The 15,777-nt window shown below is 65.8% G+C and carries 14 protein-coding genes; 12 read left to right on the top strand and 2 right to left on the bottom strand.

Annotated elements, in window-relative coordinates; all coding sequences use genetic code 11:
- Positions 1 to 26: 26 nt before the first annotated feature.
- From IU476_RS06530 to IU476_RS06470, 12 genes are all read left to right on the top strand, one after another.
- Entirely contained in the window at positions 27 to 860 is an 834-nt protein-coding gene (locus tag IU476_RS06530; RefSeq protein WP_195097777.1) for a DNA adenine methylase, read from the top strand.
- Positions 861 to 1,049: 189 nt separating this feature from the next.
- Complete coding sequence (locus IU476_RS06525) at positions 1,050 to 1,556, top strand: hypothetical protein (RefSeq protein ID WP_195097775.1); 507 nt, start codon at positions 1,050 to 1,052, stop codon at positions 1,554 to 1,556.
- Complete coding sequence (locus tag IU476_RS06520) at positions 1,553 to 2,953, top strand: type IV secretory system conjugative DNA transfer family protein (RefSeq protein WP_195097773.1); 1,401 nt, start codon at positions 1,553 to 1,555, stop codon at positions 2,951 to 2,953. Before IU476_RS06525 ends, IU476_RS06520 begins: the two co-directional genes overlap by 4 nt.
- Positions 2,954 to 3,024: 71 nt before the next feature.
- The gene (locus IU476_RS06515) at positions 3,025 to 3,435 is read left to right on the top strand and encodes a hypothetical protein (RefSeq protein WP_195097770.1); all 411 of its coding nucleotides are present in this window, start codon (positions 3,025 to 3,027) and stop codon (positions 3,433 to 3,435) included.
- 91 nt (positions 3,436 to 3,526) lie between these two features.
- Positions 3,527 to 5,776 carry a hypothetical protein gene (locus IU476_RS06510; RefSeq protein ID WP_195097768.1) on the top strand — a complete coding sequence of 750 codons (2,250 nt, stop codon included), beginning with the start codon at positions 3,527 to 3,529 and terminating at the stop codon, positions 5,774 to 5,776.
- A gap of 99 nt (positions 5,777 to 5,875) precedes the next feature.
- Positions 5,876 to 7,006 (top strand): hypothetical protein, encoded by a 1,131-nt coding sequence (locus IU476_RS06505; RefSeq protein WP_195097766.1) that lies wholly within the window; start codon positions 5,876 to 5,878, stop codon positions 7,004 to 7,006.
- A 36-nt stretch (positions 7,007 to 7,042) separates the two neighbouring features.
- Positions 7,043 to 8,929: a DNA primase gene (dnaG, locus tag IU476_RS06500; RefSeq protein ID WP_195097763.1), complete on the top strand. Its 1,887-nt coding sequence runs from the start codon at positions 7,043 to 7,045 to the stop codon at positions 8,927 to 8,929.
- Between the two features lie 283 nt (positions 8,930 to 9,212).
- Positions 9,213 to 10,244, top strand: a complete 1,032-nt coding sequence (locus IU476_RS06490; protein ID WP_195097762.1) for an AbiTii domain-containing protein — start codon at positions 9,213 to 9,215, stop codon at positions 10,242 to 10,244.
- Positions 10,245 to 10,246: 2 nt separating this feature from the next.
- The gene (locus IU476_RS06485) at positions 10,247 to 11,185 is read left to right on the top strand and encodes an AbiTii domain-containing protein (protein WP_195097761.1); all 939 of its coding nucleotides are present in this window, start codon (positions 10,247 to 10,249) and stop codon (positions 11,183 to 11,185) included.
- A gap of 35 nt (positions 11,186 to 11,220) precedes the next feature.
- Entirely contained in the window at positions 11,221 to 11,964 is a 744-nt protein-coding gene (locus tag IU476_RS06480) for an AbiTii domain-containing protein (RefSeq protein WP_195097760.1), read from the top strand.
- A gap of 345 nt (positions 11,965 to 12,309) precedes the next feature.
- Positions 12,310 to 12,966 carry a hypothetical protein gene (locus IU476_RS06475; RefSeq protein ID WP_195097759.1) on the top strand — a complete coding sequence of 219 codons (657 nt, stop codon included), beginning with the start codon at positions 12,310 to 12,312 and terminating at the stop codon, positions 12,964 to 12,966.
- 357 nt (positions 12,967 to 13,323) lie between these two features.
- A complete protein-coding gene (locus IU476_RS06470) occupies positions 13,324 to 13,851 on the top strand; it encodes a hypothetical protein (protein WP_195097758.1) in 528 nt (175 codons plus the stop codon).
- 71 nt (positions 13,852 to 13,922) lie between these two features.
- On the opposite strand, the gene IU476_RS06465 is transcribed toward IU476_RS06470, so the two are convergent.
- On the bottom strand, positions 13,923 to 14,222 hold the full coding sequence (locus IU476_RS06465) for a hypothetical protein (protein WP_195097757.1): 300 nt from the start codon (positions 14,220 to 14,222) through the stop codon (positions 13,923 to 13,925).
- Between the two features lie 140 nt (positions 14,223 to 14,362).
- The gene (locus tag IU476_RS06460) at positions 14,363 to 15,766 is read right to left on the bottom strand and encodes a hypothetical protein (protein WP_195097756.1); all 1,404 of its coding nucleotides are present in this window, start codon (positions 15,764 to 15,766) and stop codon (positions 14,363 to 14,365) included.
- Positions 15,767 to 15,777 lie beyond the last annotated feature (11 nt).

The following is a 15,777-nucleotide window of genomic DNA, read 5'->3' as shown; positions in this document are numbered from 1 at the left end:
CGCGTTGAAGCACGGAAGGCGACAACATGAGGCCTCCGTTCCCATACTACGGCGGCAAAATGACGGTGGCCGCCCCCATCGCTGACTTGATTCCTCGGCATCGGCACTACGTGGAGCCATTCGCGGGGAGCCTGTCAGTTTTGCTGGCCAAGCCAGCAGCGCGATTCGAGACGGTCAACGACCTGCACCGAGAGCTAATGACGTTCTGGAAGGTCCTGCGCGACAACTCAACCGAGTTGGCGCGAGTGTGCGCGTTGACCCCACATTCCAGGGCAGAGTACGCCGCTGCGGCGGATCTCGATGGCGGTGACATGGAGATCGCACGACGCGTATGGGTTCGGCTTACCCAATCCCGCAGCGCCCTGCTGGGGAAAAAGACTGGCTGGCGCTATTACATCAGTCCTGGCGGCAGTAGTTCGTCGATGCCGGACTACCTATCCGGGTACGTGCAGAGATTCGCCGCAGTCGCCGACCGACTGCACGACGTAAGCCTCGAATGTCGACCCGCACTGGAGGTGATCGACGCCTACGGGCCCTGCCCTGACGTGTGCCTGTATGTCGACCCGCCGTACCTCGGTTCGACCCGGAACGGCACCAACTACGCGCATGAATTGACTTCGGCTGCCGAGCATTCCGAGCTGTTGGACAGTTTGCTGCGGTGCCGGGCATCGGTCGTGCTGTCGGGATATGCATCGGAGTTATACGACACGGCATTGGCGGGCTGGGCACGAGTGGAGATCCCTTCGTTCAACGGCAACGCAGTATCCGGCAGGCGTACGGAGGTCGTGTGGTCGAACCGCGAAATCGAACAACCCACATTGGATTTCGGCTCGATCGGAATGCAGGTGGTGCGCCCATGACGATTGCCGAAGCGTCGCATCGTGCGCTCGCCGGTGCGCTGCGGGGTCGCTTCAAAGCCGCCGGGGCATCCGAAAAGACGGTATCTCGATGAGAGAAACCGATGACAGAACAGCGAGAAAGTCTCGCGAATACGCAGGGTCGCGAGATCCTGCGCTGAAAAGCGCGACGAGAACCCACGAGGAAATACCTTGAGCGACAACGATATTCCCCTGGCGCCGGTGCGGCACCGGGCACTGCTGCCCGCTGAACTGGAACTGGCCCTGTATATCGGCGCCGCCGTGCTGGCCGGGGTGTTCGGCGGCGGTGCGTTGTCGGGGCTGCTGGCGATGCACGGGCTGCCCGTCCCCGGGTGGGACGGCATCGTGCCCACCCTGACCGGACTGTGGCGGCATCCCGGCGACCCCGCGGCCGCCTGGCCGGGCGATCCGCGGCCAGGTCCGGCCTGGCTCACCTGGCTGTGCATCGCCGGGGCCGGCACCGGATTCGTCGCCGCCGTCGAGATCGCCCGCACCGAGATCGCCCTGCGCCGCCGTAACCGCCACAGCCGGTCCGGCATGGCCACCGGTACCGACCTGCGCCGGGCCGGCCTCGACGCCCGCAGCGCAATCGACAAGGCCGGGAAGGAGTTCCCGCACCTGGCCCGCACCAGCGTGCTGCCGCTACACCGACGCCTGGGACGGAGAGGACGGCGATGAAGACGCCCTGGCGCACTCGCGGCATCGATCCCGCCCGGATGGCCGTCGACCTCGGCGCGGTGTCCGGCCATCCCCGCCGGCGGGTCTACCTCCAGCACCGCGACGCGGTGCTGGTCGAAGGCTCCACCGGCTCCGGTAAGACCTGGCGGCTGGCCTACCACCTGGTCCACGGCGCACCCGGGTTCGCGGCGGCGACCACCACCAAATCCCGCGACGTCCTCGGCGCCACGATCGCCGACCGCGCCGACGTCGGCGCGGTCGCGGTCTTCGACCCCGAAGACCTCACCGGATGGCCTCACCCCGTGCGGTGGTCGATCCTCGCCGGCTGCGAGGACCCCGACACCGCGATCCGCCGTGCCGCGGCGCTGGCGCGCGCGATGCCGATGGAAGGCGCCAAGAACAGTGGCTACTTCGAAGCGAAGGCGGCGACACTGCTGCGCTGCTACCTGCACGCGGCGGCATTGGAACGGATCAGCATCCGCGAAGTGCGGCAATGGGTTTCCTCCCGCACCACCACCGTTGCTCACGACATCCTCGCCAAGGAGCTGCCGGATTGGGCCGCCGAGCTGTCGCAAATCCTCACCTCCGGCTCGGAATCCTCCGATGACGTCGTCGCCGCCGCGTCCCGGCTGCTCGAACCGCTGGCGTCACCGCGGTTGCTGGCCGCCGTCGACGTCGCCCAGGACGAGTCGTTCGACGTCGCCTCCTTCGTCCTGGACCCGATGCGCCGCAACACGTTGTATCTGGTGTCGAAGGGCACCAGCGGGTCCATGGCACCCTTCGTCGCCGCGCTGGCGGCCGAGGTGCACTACGTCGCCGACCGCGCCTCGCAGAAGCACAACTCCGGGCGGCTGGATCCGCCGGTGCGGCTGGTCCTCGACGAGGTCAACAACGTCGCACCGATCCCGGATCTCCCGACGATCTTCTCCGACAGCGGCGGACGTGGCATCACGGTGTGGGCCTTCGCCCACAACCAACGGCAGAACCAGCAACGCTGGGGAGACCACGGCGGGCTCATGCTCGCCTACTCCGCGCCCGCGATGCTCATCCTGCCCGGCATGCGCGGTGACGAACTCGCCGAACTGTCCCGGCTGATCGGCAACCGCAAGGAATGGCGCGCCACCATCGGCCGCGGTGCCCCGTCCTACCAATTGCACGACGAGCCGGTCATGACCGCCGCCCAGCTGCGCGAGATGGACACCGACCAAGGACTGCTGCTCTACCGCAACGCGCCACCGGTGACCGTCGACCTCCCCACCGTCTGGCAGGTCCCCCGACACCGCAAACGCGTCCAGGCGTCGCTGGCCGAATTCGACCGGATCGTCTCTACCGGCCGCCTCCCGCAGCGCTACCGCCACCACAGCCAGTCCATCCCAGCGAAGGGACCGACACCATGACCACTCCGCCCATACCGGGCACGCCTGAACCGACGAAACCCACTGCCCCCCAGAATCAATCGCAAGAGCCGGTGCCGTCCCGGTTCTCCTGGAAACACCTCGACCGCGACGAAGCGCGGCAGCTGTGGGAAGAACTCACCCAATGGGTGGCGTGGTTTCGCGACCGCTACCAGACCGCCAGCAAGATCACGCCCTGCTGGTATCGACACGGCGCGGTCGTCGAGGAACTGACCGGGCTCATGGTCGCGCACCAGGCCGTCATGATGGTCGAGCCCGGCTCCGAGGGCCTGCTCACCGAAAACGTCACCGCCTGGCACAACCAGTGGATGCGGTCCTCGCTCGACGCGATCACCAAACTGCTCGGCGACTGCACCGAACAGAACTGCGCGCACCGGCCACGGCCTCCAAAAGTCGACGACGCCATGAACGCCGCCATCACCGCCGACGTCAACGCACGCCAGCGAACCCGGACCACCTCGTAGAAGGCGCCCCATGCCCGCAGACCCCGCGCCCCCTCCCTCTAGTACTACCGCGCCCGCCAGTTCCCGCCTCAAGCCGCGAGGACCGTTCCAGATGCTGGCGTACTTGCTGGCGGTCGTCTCGTTACGCCGCGCTGCGAAACAGATCCAGGCGCGCCGCGACGCCCGTGCCCGCATCCCCGACGGCGACGTCGAAAAGCTCACCCGGCACGCCGCCGACGTTGCCAGCGCCCGCCAAGCCGCCGAAACCCGGCTCCAAGGCCTGCATTTCGGGATGCCCCGCGAAGACATCGCCGCCGCACTCGTCGATGCGGCGGCCTGGTGCGAGGAATCCCCGATCGCCCGCGCCGCCCTCGATCGGCTCACCGACCACTACATCGTCGAATACGGCTTGGTCATCGGGCAGACCGGGATGACCTTGGACATCGACCCTGATTACCCCGCCGACCACGTGCAAACCGCCTTGGACGAAACCGCCACCTGGTTCCGGCAGCAAGCCGCGAGAGAGCATGCACAGTCGCTCATCACCGCCACCCCCCTGCCGTCAGCGGAGCGAGCCCAGATCACCGACCTGATCACAGACTGGTCCGGCGGAGACTACGCGAAAGGCGCGTTGTTAGATTCGGCAACCCTCACACCGGAGGCCATCGCCGCCCGGCGCAGCCGCCTGGAAACCCGCATCGACGCCACCGCCTTGTCACCCGGCGACAAGTCCCAGCTGCTGTTCTACGTCGACTATCTCACCGGACGCGCCGGAACCCCCAGCGGCATTGACCTACTCGGCACCCCGCCCTGGCCGCGCCCCACCACGGCACCGAGCCCGCCCTACGCCGCGGGCCCGCCGCCGCAACAGTTCCCACCAGGCCCCAGCCCGTACGCGACCGCCGCACCGATCCCCGCCCCGGCACCCCAGCCCGCGCCGCCCCCTCCTCCGGCACCGCGACCCGCCGCCCCCACCGCCCGCGGTGCCGGGATCGGCTCCAGTGCCGACGGCTACGACAACGCGCCGCCGTCACCGCTGGACGGCACCCATGAACCTGGCGCGCCGCAACCGCCGCACAGGCCCGCGGGCACCGAGACACCAGCACCAGCACCGGGTCCTGCCCCGACGCTTGGCGAGCCGGTGCAACGACCACACCCCGCCAGCAGCCCACCGCAGGCACCGACGGCGCAACCGCAACCTGCCGACGCAGACACGGACACATCGACACAGCAGAAGATCAGCGACCTGCTCGACCGCTATCTCGACGACGTCACCACAGCCCACGCGCACGCCGCCGACCTCGCTGCCGACGTCAACTCACCGATCACCGACGACATGCTGACGCTCGTCGACCGAATGCGCGAACATCGACACCGACTGCTCGACATGGCCTCGCGGTCACCGGATCTGGCCGATATCGAGCGCACCCAGATCCGCGCCATCCTCTACGACATCGACGTCGGTAACACCACCCCGCCACCGCTGCTGTGGGTCGACGACACCGCCAAAAAACAAGCCGACCGCGAGATACAGCGCGCCCGCGCCCGCGACCTGCGCGCTGCCACCCTCGACTCGGTCACCGAAACCCTCACTGCAGCCGGGGTTCTCGGCTCCGACCCTGCCTCCGGACCCGACGCGATCCGGGAGCCGGTTCGCACTGCCGTGCAAGCGCTCATCGAGGTCGCCCATGGCGAACCCGTCAGCGACGACGACCAGCGCGAGCAGTTCGCCGCCGCCGAAGCCGAACTCGCCCGCCACCTCGCCGACGCCGGAGTCCCCGACGCGATCCGCGGGCAGATCAGCCATTTCGCCCGCCACGAGCTGCCCACCGAACGACATGCCCAGCCGTCGAACGCTTTCGCCCGCATGACCGAACTGCTCGCAGGAACCGACGTGCTCACCAGCCATGCCCGAGCTCACGTCGACCCCGCACGGCTGAGGACCATGCTGACCTCGCTCGGAGACACCATAGAAGCAGTCGCCACCGGCAACGGGAACGTCGAGCGACATCGCCGCCGCTACGGATCATTGCTGGGCACCTTCACCAGCCAACTCGCCGACGCCGGTGTCGCCGCCGACACCCGCGACCGTGTGCACGCCACGATCCGCCACCATGCCGGACTGGCCGGTGCCCTCGCACGCCAGCACAGCGACCGCGCCACCAAATGGGCCGAACGCGCGGTCACCCTGCCCAGCACCGCCTCGGCCCGCGACGCCGGTCCTGCGGCGACCGTCAGCAACCACCAACACCACAACCCCAGCACCCCCACCCCACGCCCGTACACCTCCCAGCAACGACGCCGGCAATTCTGGCGCGCCCGGCAACGACCGAAACCCACAGCAGCCCGAGCACACCGGTGACCCTCCGCCGCCCCACGCAAGGAGCACAGTCCACATGACGACCCGCACTCACGAGACCGCGACCGCCCACGGCGGTCCGGCCGGAATAGGCACTACAACATGACAGGGCCAGCGCCGCACTCGCCCGGAGGCTTCCCGGCGGAACTTGCGATCCATGCCGACACCCCGACGCCGACGTCGGGATTCCTCGAAGCCGACCTGCAACTGGCCATCGACCAGTACCAGACCCTGTCGCAGGACCTCCGGGAGACAGACCCCGCGCTCCTCACCACCCTCAACGACCGGATCAACGAAGTCGAACAGCGCATCGAGACCCTGCTGACCCACCCGGCACTCACCACTCACGGCACCCTGGTCCACCAGCGGCTCGACGCCATCGACTCCGACCCGGCCACCCCGCGCGCACCGCTGTTCACCCCGCCCAGCCCCGCGGCCATCGAACAACACGCCCAGGCATTCACCGAAATGCCTGTTCCGGCAACCCGCGACCGACACGGCCGCGACGTCGACGACGCCCTGCGGCTTTACCAGCTCACCGCGCGGATTGCCGACAGTCCACAGGCATCCACAGCGCACCAAGCGCACGCGCGCCGCACGCTGGCCGACCAACGCCGTCACCTGGAGCGCCGCGTCACCGGCCACCCGCAGCTGAACGTGCGCGAACGGCAGGCGGCGCTCGACGCGCTGACTGTCGTGGACACCGACTGGCGAATTCCGCTGCCCAACTATCGATTCGAAGCACTGTCTCCTGAGACCGGAGCAGTCGATCCCTCCTTCCCCCTGGTGGACCTCGCGCCGGGAACCGACCTCGCGATCCGCTTCACCGATCCCGGCGATCCCCGCCGTGAACTTGCGCTCGGCATCGAAGGCGGCCACTGGATCGCCCGCACCTACACCCGATACGCAGGTCATCCCCAGTGGGTCAAACCGGAGATGGCGGCCGGATACACCTCCGCCGACCACATGCTGCGCGACCTCGCGCACGGCACCGAGTATCCGCGGCCCGGCGGTGGCGTCGACGTGGTAGTGCCGCCGATACAGATCCCGGCCGACGTGACCGCCAAGATCGGCGAACTCCGATCCCGGCAGAACCTCAGTACACACTCCGCGCCCACGGCGAACCTGACCAGTGCGCCACCACCGAAACCTAGGCCTGCGGCATCACGGCAGCGCCGCACACCCCTCCGGCCGCCGAGCGCCGGCCTCAGACGAAAAACTCTGGGGCACTGAGTAACTCAAGCCGATCCGTGCCGGAAGGAGCGAATAGTGAAGCAGTCCGGACGAATTCCGGAGCGCGAGATCGAGGCGGTCCGCGACCTGGCGCACGTCGAGCAGATCATCGGCGCCTACGTCGCGCTGCGACCGGCCGGTGCCGATTCGCTGAAAGGGCTGTGCCCGTTCCACGACGAGAAGACCCCCTCGTTCCACGTGCGTCCCAGCCATGGGCGATTCCACTGTTTCGGCTGCGGTGAAGGCGGCGACGTGTTCACCTTCCTCCAGAAACACGAACAGATCGGATTCCGCGAAGCCGTCGAGCTCGCCGCCGACCGCGTCGGCCACCGGCTCCGCTACGAAGGCGGCGGACCCTCCGCGGCCGCCGACCGCAACACCCGCGCCCGCCTGGTCGCCGCCACCGCAGCCGCCGCCGAGTTCTATTCCGACCAGCTATCCACACCGGACGCCGCGACCGCCCGCCAATTCCTCCAACAACGAGACTTCGACTCCACGATCATCGAACACTTCGGCTGCGGCTATGCCCCCACGAACTGGGACCGACTCACCAAACACCTACTGCAGAAAGGATTCACGGCCCGAGAACTCGAAACCGCGGGCCTGTCCCGACCGGGACGGAACGGAATGATCGACCGCTTCCGCGGCCGACTGGTCTGGCCGATCCGCAGCCGCACCGGCGAAGTCACCGGATTCGGCGCCCGCCGGATCTACTCCGACGACCCCATCGACGCCAAATACCTCAACTCCCCAGAAACACCGCTGTACAAGAAGTCTCACGTCCTCTTCGGCATCGACCATGCCAAACGCCGCATCGCCTCGACTCACCAAGCCGTCGTCGTCGAGGGCTACACCGACGTCATGGCCATGCACGCCGCCGGAATCACCAACACCGTCGCCGCCTGCGGGACCGCGTTCGGCGAACACCACCTCACCACCCTGCGCCGCATGACCCTCGACGACTCGGACTGGCGCGCCGAAATCATCTACATGTTCGACGGCGACACCGCCGGAACGACCGCCGCCACCAAAGCATTCGGCCACGCCGCAGCAATGCCGGGCCGCTCCTCGGTCGTGATCGTGCCAGACGGCCGCGACCCCTGCGAACTGCGCCAGCAGGACGGCGACACCGCACTACACCACCTGCTCGACGCACGCGGGCCCCTCATCGACTTCGTACTCCGCAGCGCCATCAGCGAATTCGACCTCACCGACGTCTCCGGGCGCATCGCCGCCGCCGGACAAGCCCGGACCCTGATCGGCCGCATCCACGACCCCCTCACCCGCACCGAATACGCACGGCAAGCCGCCGGCTGGTGTGGTGTCGACGCCACCGCCATCCTCGGCACCCACGCCACACCGAACCAACCCGAACCCCCTGCACCACCACCCGAGCGCGACCGGACGCACCTCCAGCGAACCGTCCTGCACGGCGCGCTCCACCACGCCTCCCACGCCGCAGCCAACGGATTCGACGACCTGCCCGTCGAAGCGTTCGACCAGCCCGACTGCGCACGCCTCCGCCAAGCAATCGCCGACAGCGGCGGCACCGCCGCCGCCTCGGACCCGGCTGGATGGGTCAGTCGATTGATCGCGAATCTCGAAGCAGATTCACAACTGGCCCATGAACTGGTCGTCACCCCATTCCCGGTATCCAAGGCCGACGCCGGTGTCTACATCGCCACCGCCGTCGTCGGCCTGCATGATTCCTACCTCGCCGATCGCATCGCCCAGGGCCAGAACCCGGCGCTCATCACCGCGCTCCGACAACGCCGCGCCGAACTGCACGCGAACCCCGCTTCTGCGGCACCGACAGCAACTGCCTCGCCGGTCGGCACCGTAACGGGCACAGAACAAACCCGAGAGCGCCGAACCCTGTCGCATGTCAAAGCCACGACACGCAGTCGCGGACCACGGCCCTAGGTTGTGTCTCCCAATGATTTGAGCCATCCGCGACGAGGGCTAGGACGAGTCCGGCGCGGTAGGTGATCGAGAGCTTGTTGTATCGGGTGGCGACCGCGCGCCAGTGTTTGACCTTGTTGAAGGCGCGTTCGATGACGTTGCGCCGCTTGTAGTGTGCGGGTCGAAGTTCGGTGCGCGTCCGCCGGCGCGTCCCTTGCGTTTGCGGTTGGCGATCTGGTCACGCCGCTCGGGGCTACCTGCGTGTAAATCATGGTTCTGCGGCGCTTAGGTTGTCAGATTCACCTTGACCGTCCGGCATCTGGTCGACCGCGACGGACTGTTCGATAGTGGCGAGCGGCAAACGCTTCGATCGATGCGGGTTGTGTCGGAGGTGTCTGGCAGGCTTGTCGCCATGGCGGATGCTGATCTGCTTCGAGACCTCCGTGCGCGAGTCCTCGATGAAAATGAGCCCCTCGCGGGGTTGCTGCGCACATGCCTGGCGCTGGGCGCGATCACGAAGTCCGCAGAGCTAAGACACTGGGCGACTCAGGAATTGAAGGGTTACGGCCCCGATGAGAAGGTTCCGGACTACCGCGAATTGTCCCTACCGCTGTTCGTAGATTCGACCAGCGGCTATAGCTTCCTACAGGGGCAGAACATCGCGAGATTGGCCGCGCCGCCGGATGCGCAGGAGTTCATCCCGGAGACGATCGCGTTCCGGCAACCGGTTGAAGACCTCGCTGCGATGAACGGTAGCCATCGAATCGGGTTTGCCGGACTGAGCTTCGCGGCCTCCGTCTGGAACAAGAAGCTGCCGTTCGCACAGGAGATCGTCCAGCTCTACTTTATGACCTCCGACTCGACCGTGCCCGGCCTGCTCGGCACAATCCGCACGACCCTGCTGGAGATGGTGCTCGACATGACCCAAGATCTCCCTTTCGATCAGCTGCCGACACGCAACCAGGTCGACGCGGCCGTGCAGGTCCACGTCTATGGGGGAACCCATGAGCAGTACAACATCGAGGTCGGCACCAACCAGGGTGTGATCGGGCAAGGCGCGGGATCGACCCAAACCCAGCACAGCGGCACCGACTCGAATCCGGACGCGGCCCTCGCGATGATCCGGGCGGCGCTGGCAGAAATCGACGATCCCGACGATCGCGCCGCCCTCGCTCAATCGGTCGACGACTTCGAAGAAGCTGTTGCACACGGTGATCCGGAGACGATGCGCCGCCGGGGCGGGATGCTGAGCAGGCTGGCCGCCGGTATCGGGAATGTGGCGCTCACGGCAACCGTCAGCGAAGGTGTTCAAGCGGCGGCAGGAGCGTTCACCTAGCGATGTCCGGCAGTTACGTGATGGAGAACCTCCGCCGGCGTGTGATTGACGAGTCCGAACCCTTGGCCGGGCTCTTGCGCACGTGCCTGCTACTCGGCGCCGAAACCGGCTCGGATGCCCTGCGCGCCTGGGCAAGTGCCGAACTGCACGGTTACGACGCGCAGGATGAGGTTCCGAAATATCGGCGGCTCCAGATGTCGCTGACGGTCGACGGCTGGATTGGGGCCATGCCGATGCAGGGATATTCCGTCGCCGTGTGGCACCTTCACCCAGAAGACCGCGACAGACTCCAGTCGATGAAGGTCCTACAGTCGGTAGAGGAACTGGAAAGCTTGGCGGCCTCGACCCACCGCCTCCAGCATCGCCAGGATGGCCTGCTGGTCGCAGCCAGAAGGGCGGAAGGCCTTCCCTTCACGCGCGTCGAGCAAGCGTATTGTCTGACCTCACCTGCAGCAATGGCGGGGATTGTCGGAAAGATCCGGACGACACTGGTGGAGATGGTGGCTGACATGACTAGAGACGTTCCCTTCGACGGGCTGCCCCCACGCAACCAGGTCGATTCCGCGGTTCAAGTAAACCTGCACGGCACCCAGGACCATTATCACATCGAGGTCGGTACAAACTCCGGCGTCATCGGCCAGGGCCCGGGTTCTTCGCAGACACAGCACGTCACGAACACAGGCCAAGAGCTGGCCGATTTGCTTGAGCAACTGCGAAACGCGGTCGCCGAGATTGATGATGACGACGATCGTGCCGACGCGGCACGGACCGTCGACGACTTCGAAGAAGCAGTGCGCCAGGAGAATCCGGAACCCGAAGCAGTCCGTGGCCGCTGGCGAGCCCTCCAGCGTATGGGCGCAGCCTTCGGTGGTGCCCTCGGTGGTGCCGTAGCTTCCGAAACGGCCTCCGCAGTCGTCGGCGCTATCACCTCGGCGATGTGATGCTGTCGCCGAAGAGAGCGGGTTGACCTGGGATGGTGGCCGATGCCGAACTGCTCCGCGATCTTCGTGAACGAGTTCTCGACGAGAGCGAATCCCTGCCAGGACTTCTGCGTACGTGCCTGGCGCTGGGGGCGGTCACCAGGTCCGAGGTGCTACGTTCGTGGGCGGCGAGCGAGCTGAAGGGCTATGGGGGCCGTGCAGCGGTCCCGGACTACCGGAAACTCCGGTTACCGCTCTACCTGGATTCCATTTCCATCTCCCAGGTCTACGTGCCGGGGCAGTCCGTCTCCCGATACATGGCCCCAGCGGACGCCCAGGATCTCATCCCCGAATTGGTGTCGTTCAGGGCCCCGATCGAGGATCTCGCCGGCATGGCAGACAGTGGGAAAACCCACCAGATTCGGTTGGAGAGCCTCAAGTTTGCGGCGTCGCGGTGGAACGGTGCGCGGAAGGACGGCGACCCCTGGATCGCCGATCTCTACTACCAGGTTTCGTCGGTATCCCTGGGAGGTGTACTCAGCGTTATCCGAACCACGCTCGTTGAGATGGTGATGGACATGGCCAAGGACGTTCCGCTCGACCAGCTACCGACTCGGCGACAAGCCGACGCGGCCGTTCACGTGCACGTGAACGGCTCACGCAACGAATACCATGTGAACGTCGAGAACAACACTGGTGTCATCGGCCAAGGCCCGGCCGGCACGCAGGCCCAGCACGCGCCCTCCCGCTCAGGCGAACCGTGGCGGCAACGATGGCGGAGCTGGTTCAGCCGATCTTGACACGAACCGTGCACCCTCGACGCCTTGAAAAGTACTGCGCCAGAGTCGAATAGGGTGCTGCACCACTGATCGGAGCTGTGTAAGCAGCCAGAAGTCTCAACCGATGCGCCGCCGACCCCGCGCCCAGGGTCATGTCACCGGTCCTCAATTCGACCGCAGATGATGTGTCATTGTCTATGTAACCTGCCGAGATGGCCGTAAGGGTGAATTCCGACGTCAGTTATCGGTGAATCCTGGCGTCACTTGGGCTCGATCAGGGCCTGGTGTATCGGTGAATTTTGACGTCACGCGGTCGGCGTGTCCGGACTTGGGTGTGTCACGTCCCATCGAGGCTAGGCTTCCGGGATGAGCACGGCGCAGTCCGACAATCTTCCCGGTCGGCGAGACAATCGACGACTTCGGTCACGGCTCGCCTGGCATCTGTTGCTCGCCTGCACCGTTGTGTCTTGCCTGGGCCTACTCGTCTATGCCAGCGACCCGGCCGGCGCCGAATCGGCGCTGTGGAAATTGTTCTTGACCGTCGCAGCGGTCGCGTTTTTCTTCGGGATGGTCGGTTACCTGGCCGGGGTGGTCGTATCCCGGAGGCTTTGGGGACCCGAACTCGGTCCCCTGTTTGCGCCTGCGCTGGTGGTGGCATGCACGGTGGCTGCGTGGAGCGCAGACCTACCGATCGTTGTGCGTTGGCAGTTCTCCGAGCACAGCTTCGAAGATGCCGCACGGCAGGTGCGCGATGGTGTCGATCCGTGGACGTTCGAAGGTCACCGGCTCGGCCTCTACCGCGTTGACGATTCGCTCTCGACCTCGAGCATCCGCGACGCCTCGGGTATCTACTTCGCGACCAGCCGCGCAGCGGGCTACTGGGCCCTGAACTACTGCTCGCGCGGAGCCGGATTCGCCCAGCTCACCGGCGCTCCCGCAAATGGCAAACTCCATCACCTCAGCGGTGACTGGTATTGGTTCTGCTTCGACGGCAAAATAGAAGAACGTCCGATCGGGGGATGACGTTACGGGGCACGGAATCCGATTCTAGCGGTCGGCGATGGTGGCGCCGCCGAGCATGCCGACGAACCGGTCCAAGTTGGCTCGTAAGTCTGTGAGTGTGTAGCCGTGCGAGCCGACGAACGCGGTGAACGATTGTGTGATGGCCGGGGCGGCGCCGGCGAGCCAGTCGTCGATGAACGATACCGATCACCCGTCAGTGTCGCCACGGCGAACATGATGCACGACCAGACCCCGCTTCGCGGGACTGATCGATCAACACCATTGGGGAGACACAACCTAATCCACACCCCGGTCCCGCGCCTCTGCCAGGGACCTTCGCCCCTATGCTGAGACAGTTCCAGCCGAAATGATTCTGCGATGTCGATGATGCGCCACAGGCTGGCAGCAGCCATGGTATTGACAGCAGCGACCATGGTCGTAACGGGATGCAACCAAGAACCGGCAGCACCCATACCGACGTCCGCGGTCCCCAGGTACTTGCAGGGCACCCCCGCCTCGGGCAACCCCGCGCTACCCCACAACATCGGGGACAAGGTCACCGTACCGGCCAAGTCCCTGTCCGGAGTCGCAGGTGTAGCTGAGTACACGCTGTCGAACATCCATCGCGATGGCGAGTACCTTGCCATCGACCTGGCCATCAACTGCACGGCTGGCGACGACTACGTGATGGGCACCTTTCAGGTGCTCACCAAGTCGGGAAAGAAGGTGGAACAAGACATCCACTACGCGCCCGACGCCTATCCGGACCGGTTCGACTACGGCGGAGCCATGGTCAGTGGCGAAAAGCGCTCGGGCGCAATACTGTTCGATACCACCGACGACGTCCAGAAGGTGTACCTATACCACGGCACGATAAACCCGCCCGTCGCAGTGTGGGCGGTGTGACCGCAGCAGGCGGTCCTAGTGTCCTGGTTGACCCGCGATATCGAGGTGCCGTGCCCGGCGGGCGGGGACCGTCACCATGAGGTGTCCGGCCGGACGATCCGCAGACCCGGTAGTTTGAAGATCTGGAACGCTAACCACGACCGCCACGCCCCGTCTCGATACGCGTAAACCAAGTGTCCGACCATCCACGCGACGGAACCGGTTGCCAGCCACATCAGTGCGATCACTGGGCCATGCCCCAGGTGCAGCCACAGTGCTCCCAGCGAGTCGGCGATCAGGAAGACGCCACCCCAGCGGGCCAGCCAGGGAAACAGAACGCCCAGCAGGATGACGGCGAGCGCGATGCCAGCCAGGGTCGTGATAGCTGTCATCGACAGCACCCCCAGTTCGGTAGTCGACTTGTACGTCCACTTCGCTTCTTGCGACGCCAAGCCTGCAAAGCGGTCAGATTATACAGAATAGACAGATTCTATCGTGTGCGGAATCTGTCCGCAACCGAGATATGGCGCAGCTACGGATTGCCCGCCTGTCCGTTCTCGCTCTTTGCTGTGGTTACCGGTGATTGGACAGAACGCGCTGTTTCTGTCGAATCGCCGATGAGGGTTCGGTACTCCTCGCGAAGCGAGTCGAATGTTGTTCGCACGAGGCAAGTGAGAGCTTTGGCTTTCAACACCCGAGATTCGGCTGTCGTCTCAGATTCCTCCGCGTCTGCGAGCCTGTGGTGCAACGTGGTCGCGTGGCGGTCGATTTCCCGCCATGCCATCCATCGCACGCTCGTCCCCGGCAGGCGCTCACTACCCGAGTAGGTGCTGCGAAAGACCCGAACCGACAGGACGAGCGGCACAGCGACAACGCTGGCTGTGCTGAACCCCCGGAAGACGCGATGCACCGTCGAGCCGGTGTCGATAGCGAGTGCACCGAGCGTTGCCGCGATCCACATGATCACCAACGCACTGAGGAGAGCGAGCAGCGGAATCGCGAACATCGAGCGATTCACCACGTCCGCGACGATCCGGGCGACGAACGCGCCCACACTGGCTGAGAGCACGATGGATATCGCGATGATCGGCAGATACCCCCACGAGAAGTGTCCGTCGGCGATGTCGTCCGCAGCGTGCAGGGCGAGGGCGGGCGTGGCGGCGAGAAGGCCGAGCAAGGCCAGATCGGCGGCATACCACACGATTCGTGGTCCGCGTCGACTGTTCCACCAGCCGGCGGACCGGGCAGCCGACCAGGGCGCGCGTTCGTCGCCGGTACCGTCTTCGGTGGGCCGTCCGAGTAGGGCACAGAGTCTGCGGTAGTCCTCGGTGTCGCGATGGCGCCGGATGCCGGACCTCAGATCGGTTCCTTCCTTCATGGCGGCGCTAGCGTCGATGCTGATGACCGCGCTGATGAGCGCGGCGAGGAGCACAGCCAACGCCGAAATCAATTCGCCACCGCGGAGCGTGGAAAAGGCAGTGCCCAACCCCACCAGAATGGACAGCACACCGGACGCGAGTGCAGCCTGGGAAAGGATCATGTAGCGGGCATATCCGCTGACGATCCTGTCCGATACCGGCTCACCGCCCGGCGGACACTCGCCAGGGGCCGGGGTCGTGTCCGGGAGGCGGATCGAACGTGCCGATACGTTGAGAGCGATGACCAGTGCAGAGATGACAGCCAGAATCGCGGCGCCGTTGGCAACCGAAATGGTCGGCGTGAGATTGGGAACTGGCGGTATGGCGCGCCACACGAACTTCATGTAGGCCATGATGAGTACGAGGGAAATATAAACCACGACGGTGACTACGGTGATAACAGTGGCGGCTCGGACATTTTCTCTGTACTCGTCGCTGACGGGACCGGCCAGCCGGTCGTAGGAACCATCGAAATGGTCGGGATCGTCGTCCTCTGGTTTCGGCGCGCTTACCGGCACGAATCTTTCCT

It is taken from the genome of Nocardia blacklockiae (assembly GCF_015477355.1).
Classification (GTDB): domain Bacteria; phylum Actinomycetota; class Actinomycetes; order Mycobacteriales; family Mycobacteriaceae; genus Nocardia; species Nocardia blacklockiae.
This window is presented reverse-complemented; position numbering and strand designations above follow the sequence as displayed.

What these genes read in the sequence shown, in the direction of transcription:
- IU476_RS06485 (WP_195097761.1), top strand. Translation starts at nt 10,247, where the DNA reads ATGTCCGGCAGTTACGTGATGGAGAACCTCCGCCGGCGTGTGATTGAC.
- IU476_RS06530 (WP_195097777.1), top strand. Translation starts at nt 27, where the DNA reads ATGAGGCCTCCGTTCCCATACTACGGCGGCAAAATGACGGTGGCCGCC.
- IU476_RS06520 (WP_195097773.1), top strand. Translation starts at nt 1,553, where the DNA reads ATGAAGACGCCCTGGCGCACTCGCGGCATCGATCCCGCCCGGATGGCC.
- IU476_RS06470 (WP_195097758.1), top strand. Translation starts at nt 13,324, where the DNA reads ATGTCGATGATGCGCCACAGGCTGGCAGCAGCCATGGTATTGACAGCA.
- IU476_RS06510 (WP_195097768.1), top strand. Translation starts at nt 3,527, where the DNA reads ATGCTGGCGTACTTGCTGGCGGTCGTCTCGTTACGCCGCGCTGCGAAA.
- IU476_RS06505 (WP_195097766.1), top strand. Translation starts at nt 5,876, where the DNA reads ATGACAGGGCCAGCGCCGCACTCGCCCGGAGGCTTCCCGGCGGAACTT.
- IU476_RS06465 (WP_195097757.1), bottom strand. Translation starts at nt 14,222, where the DNA reads ATGACAGCTATCACGACCCTGGCTGGCATCGCGCTCGCCGTCATCCTG.
- IU476_RS06475 (WP_195097759.1), top strand. Translation starts at nt 12,310, where the DNA reads ATGAGCACGGCGCAGTCCGACAATCTTCCCGGTCGGCGAGACAATCGA.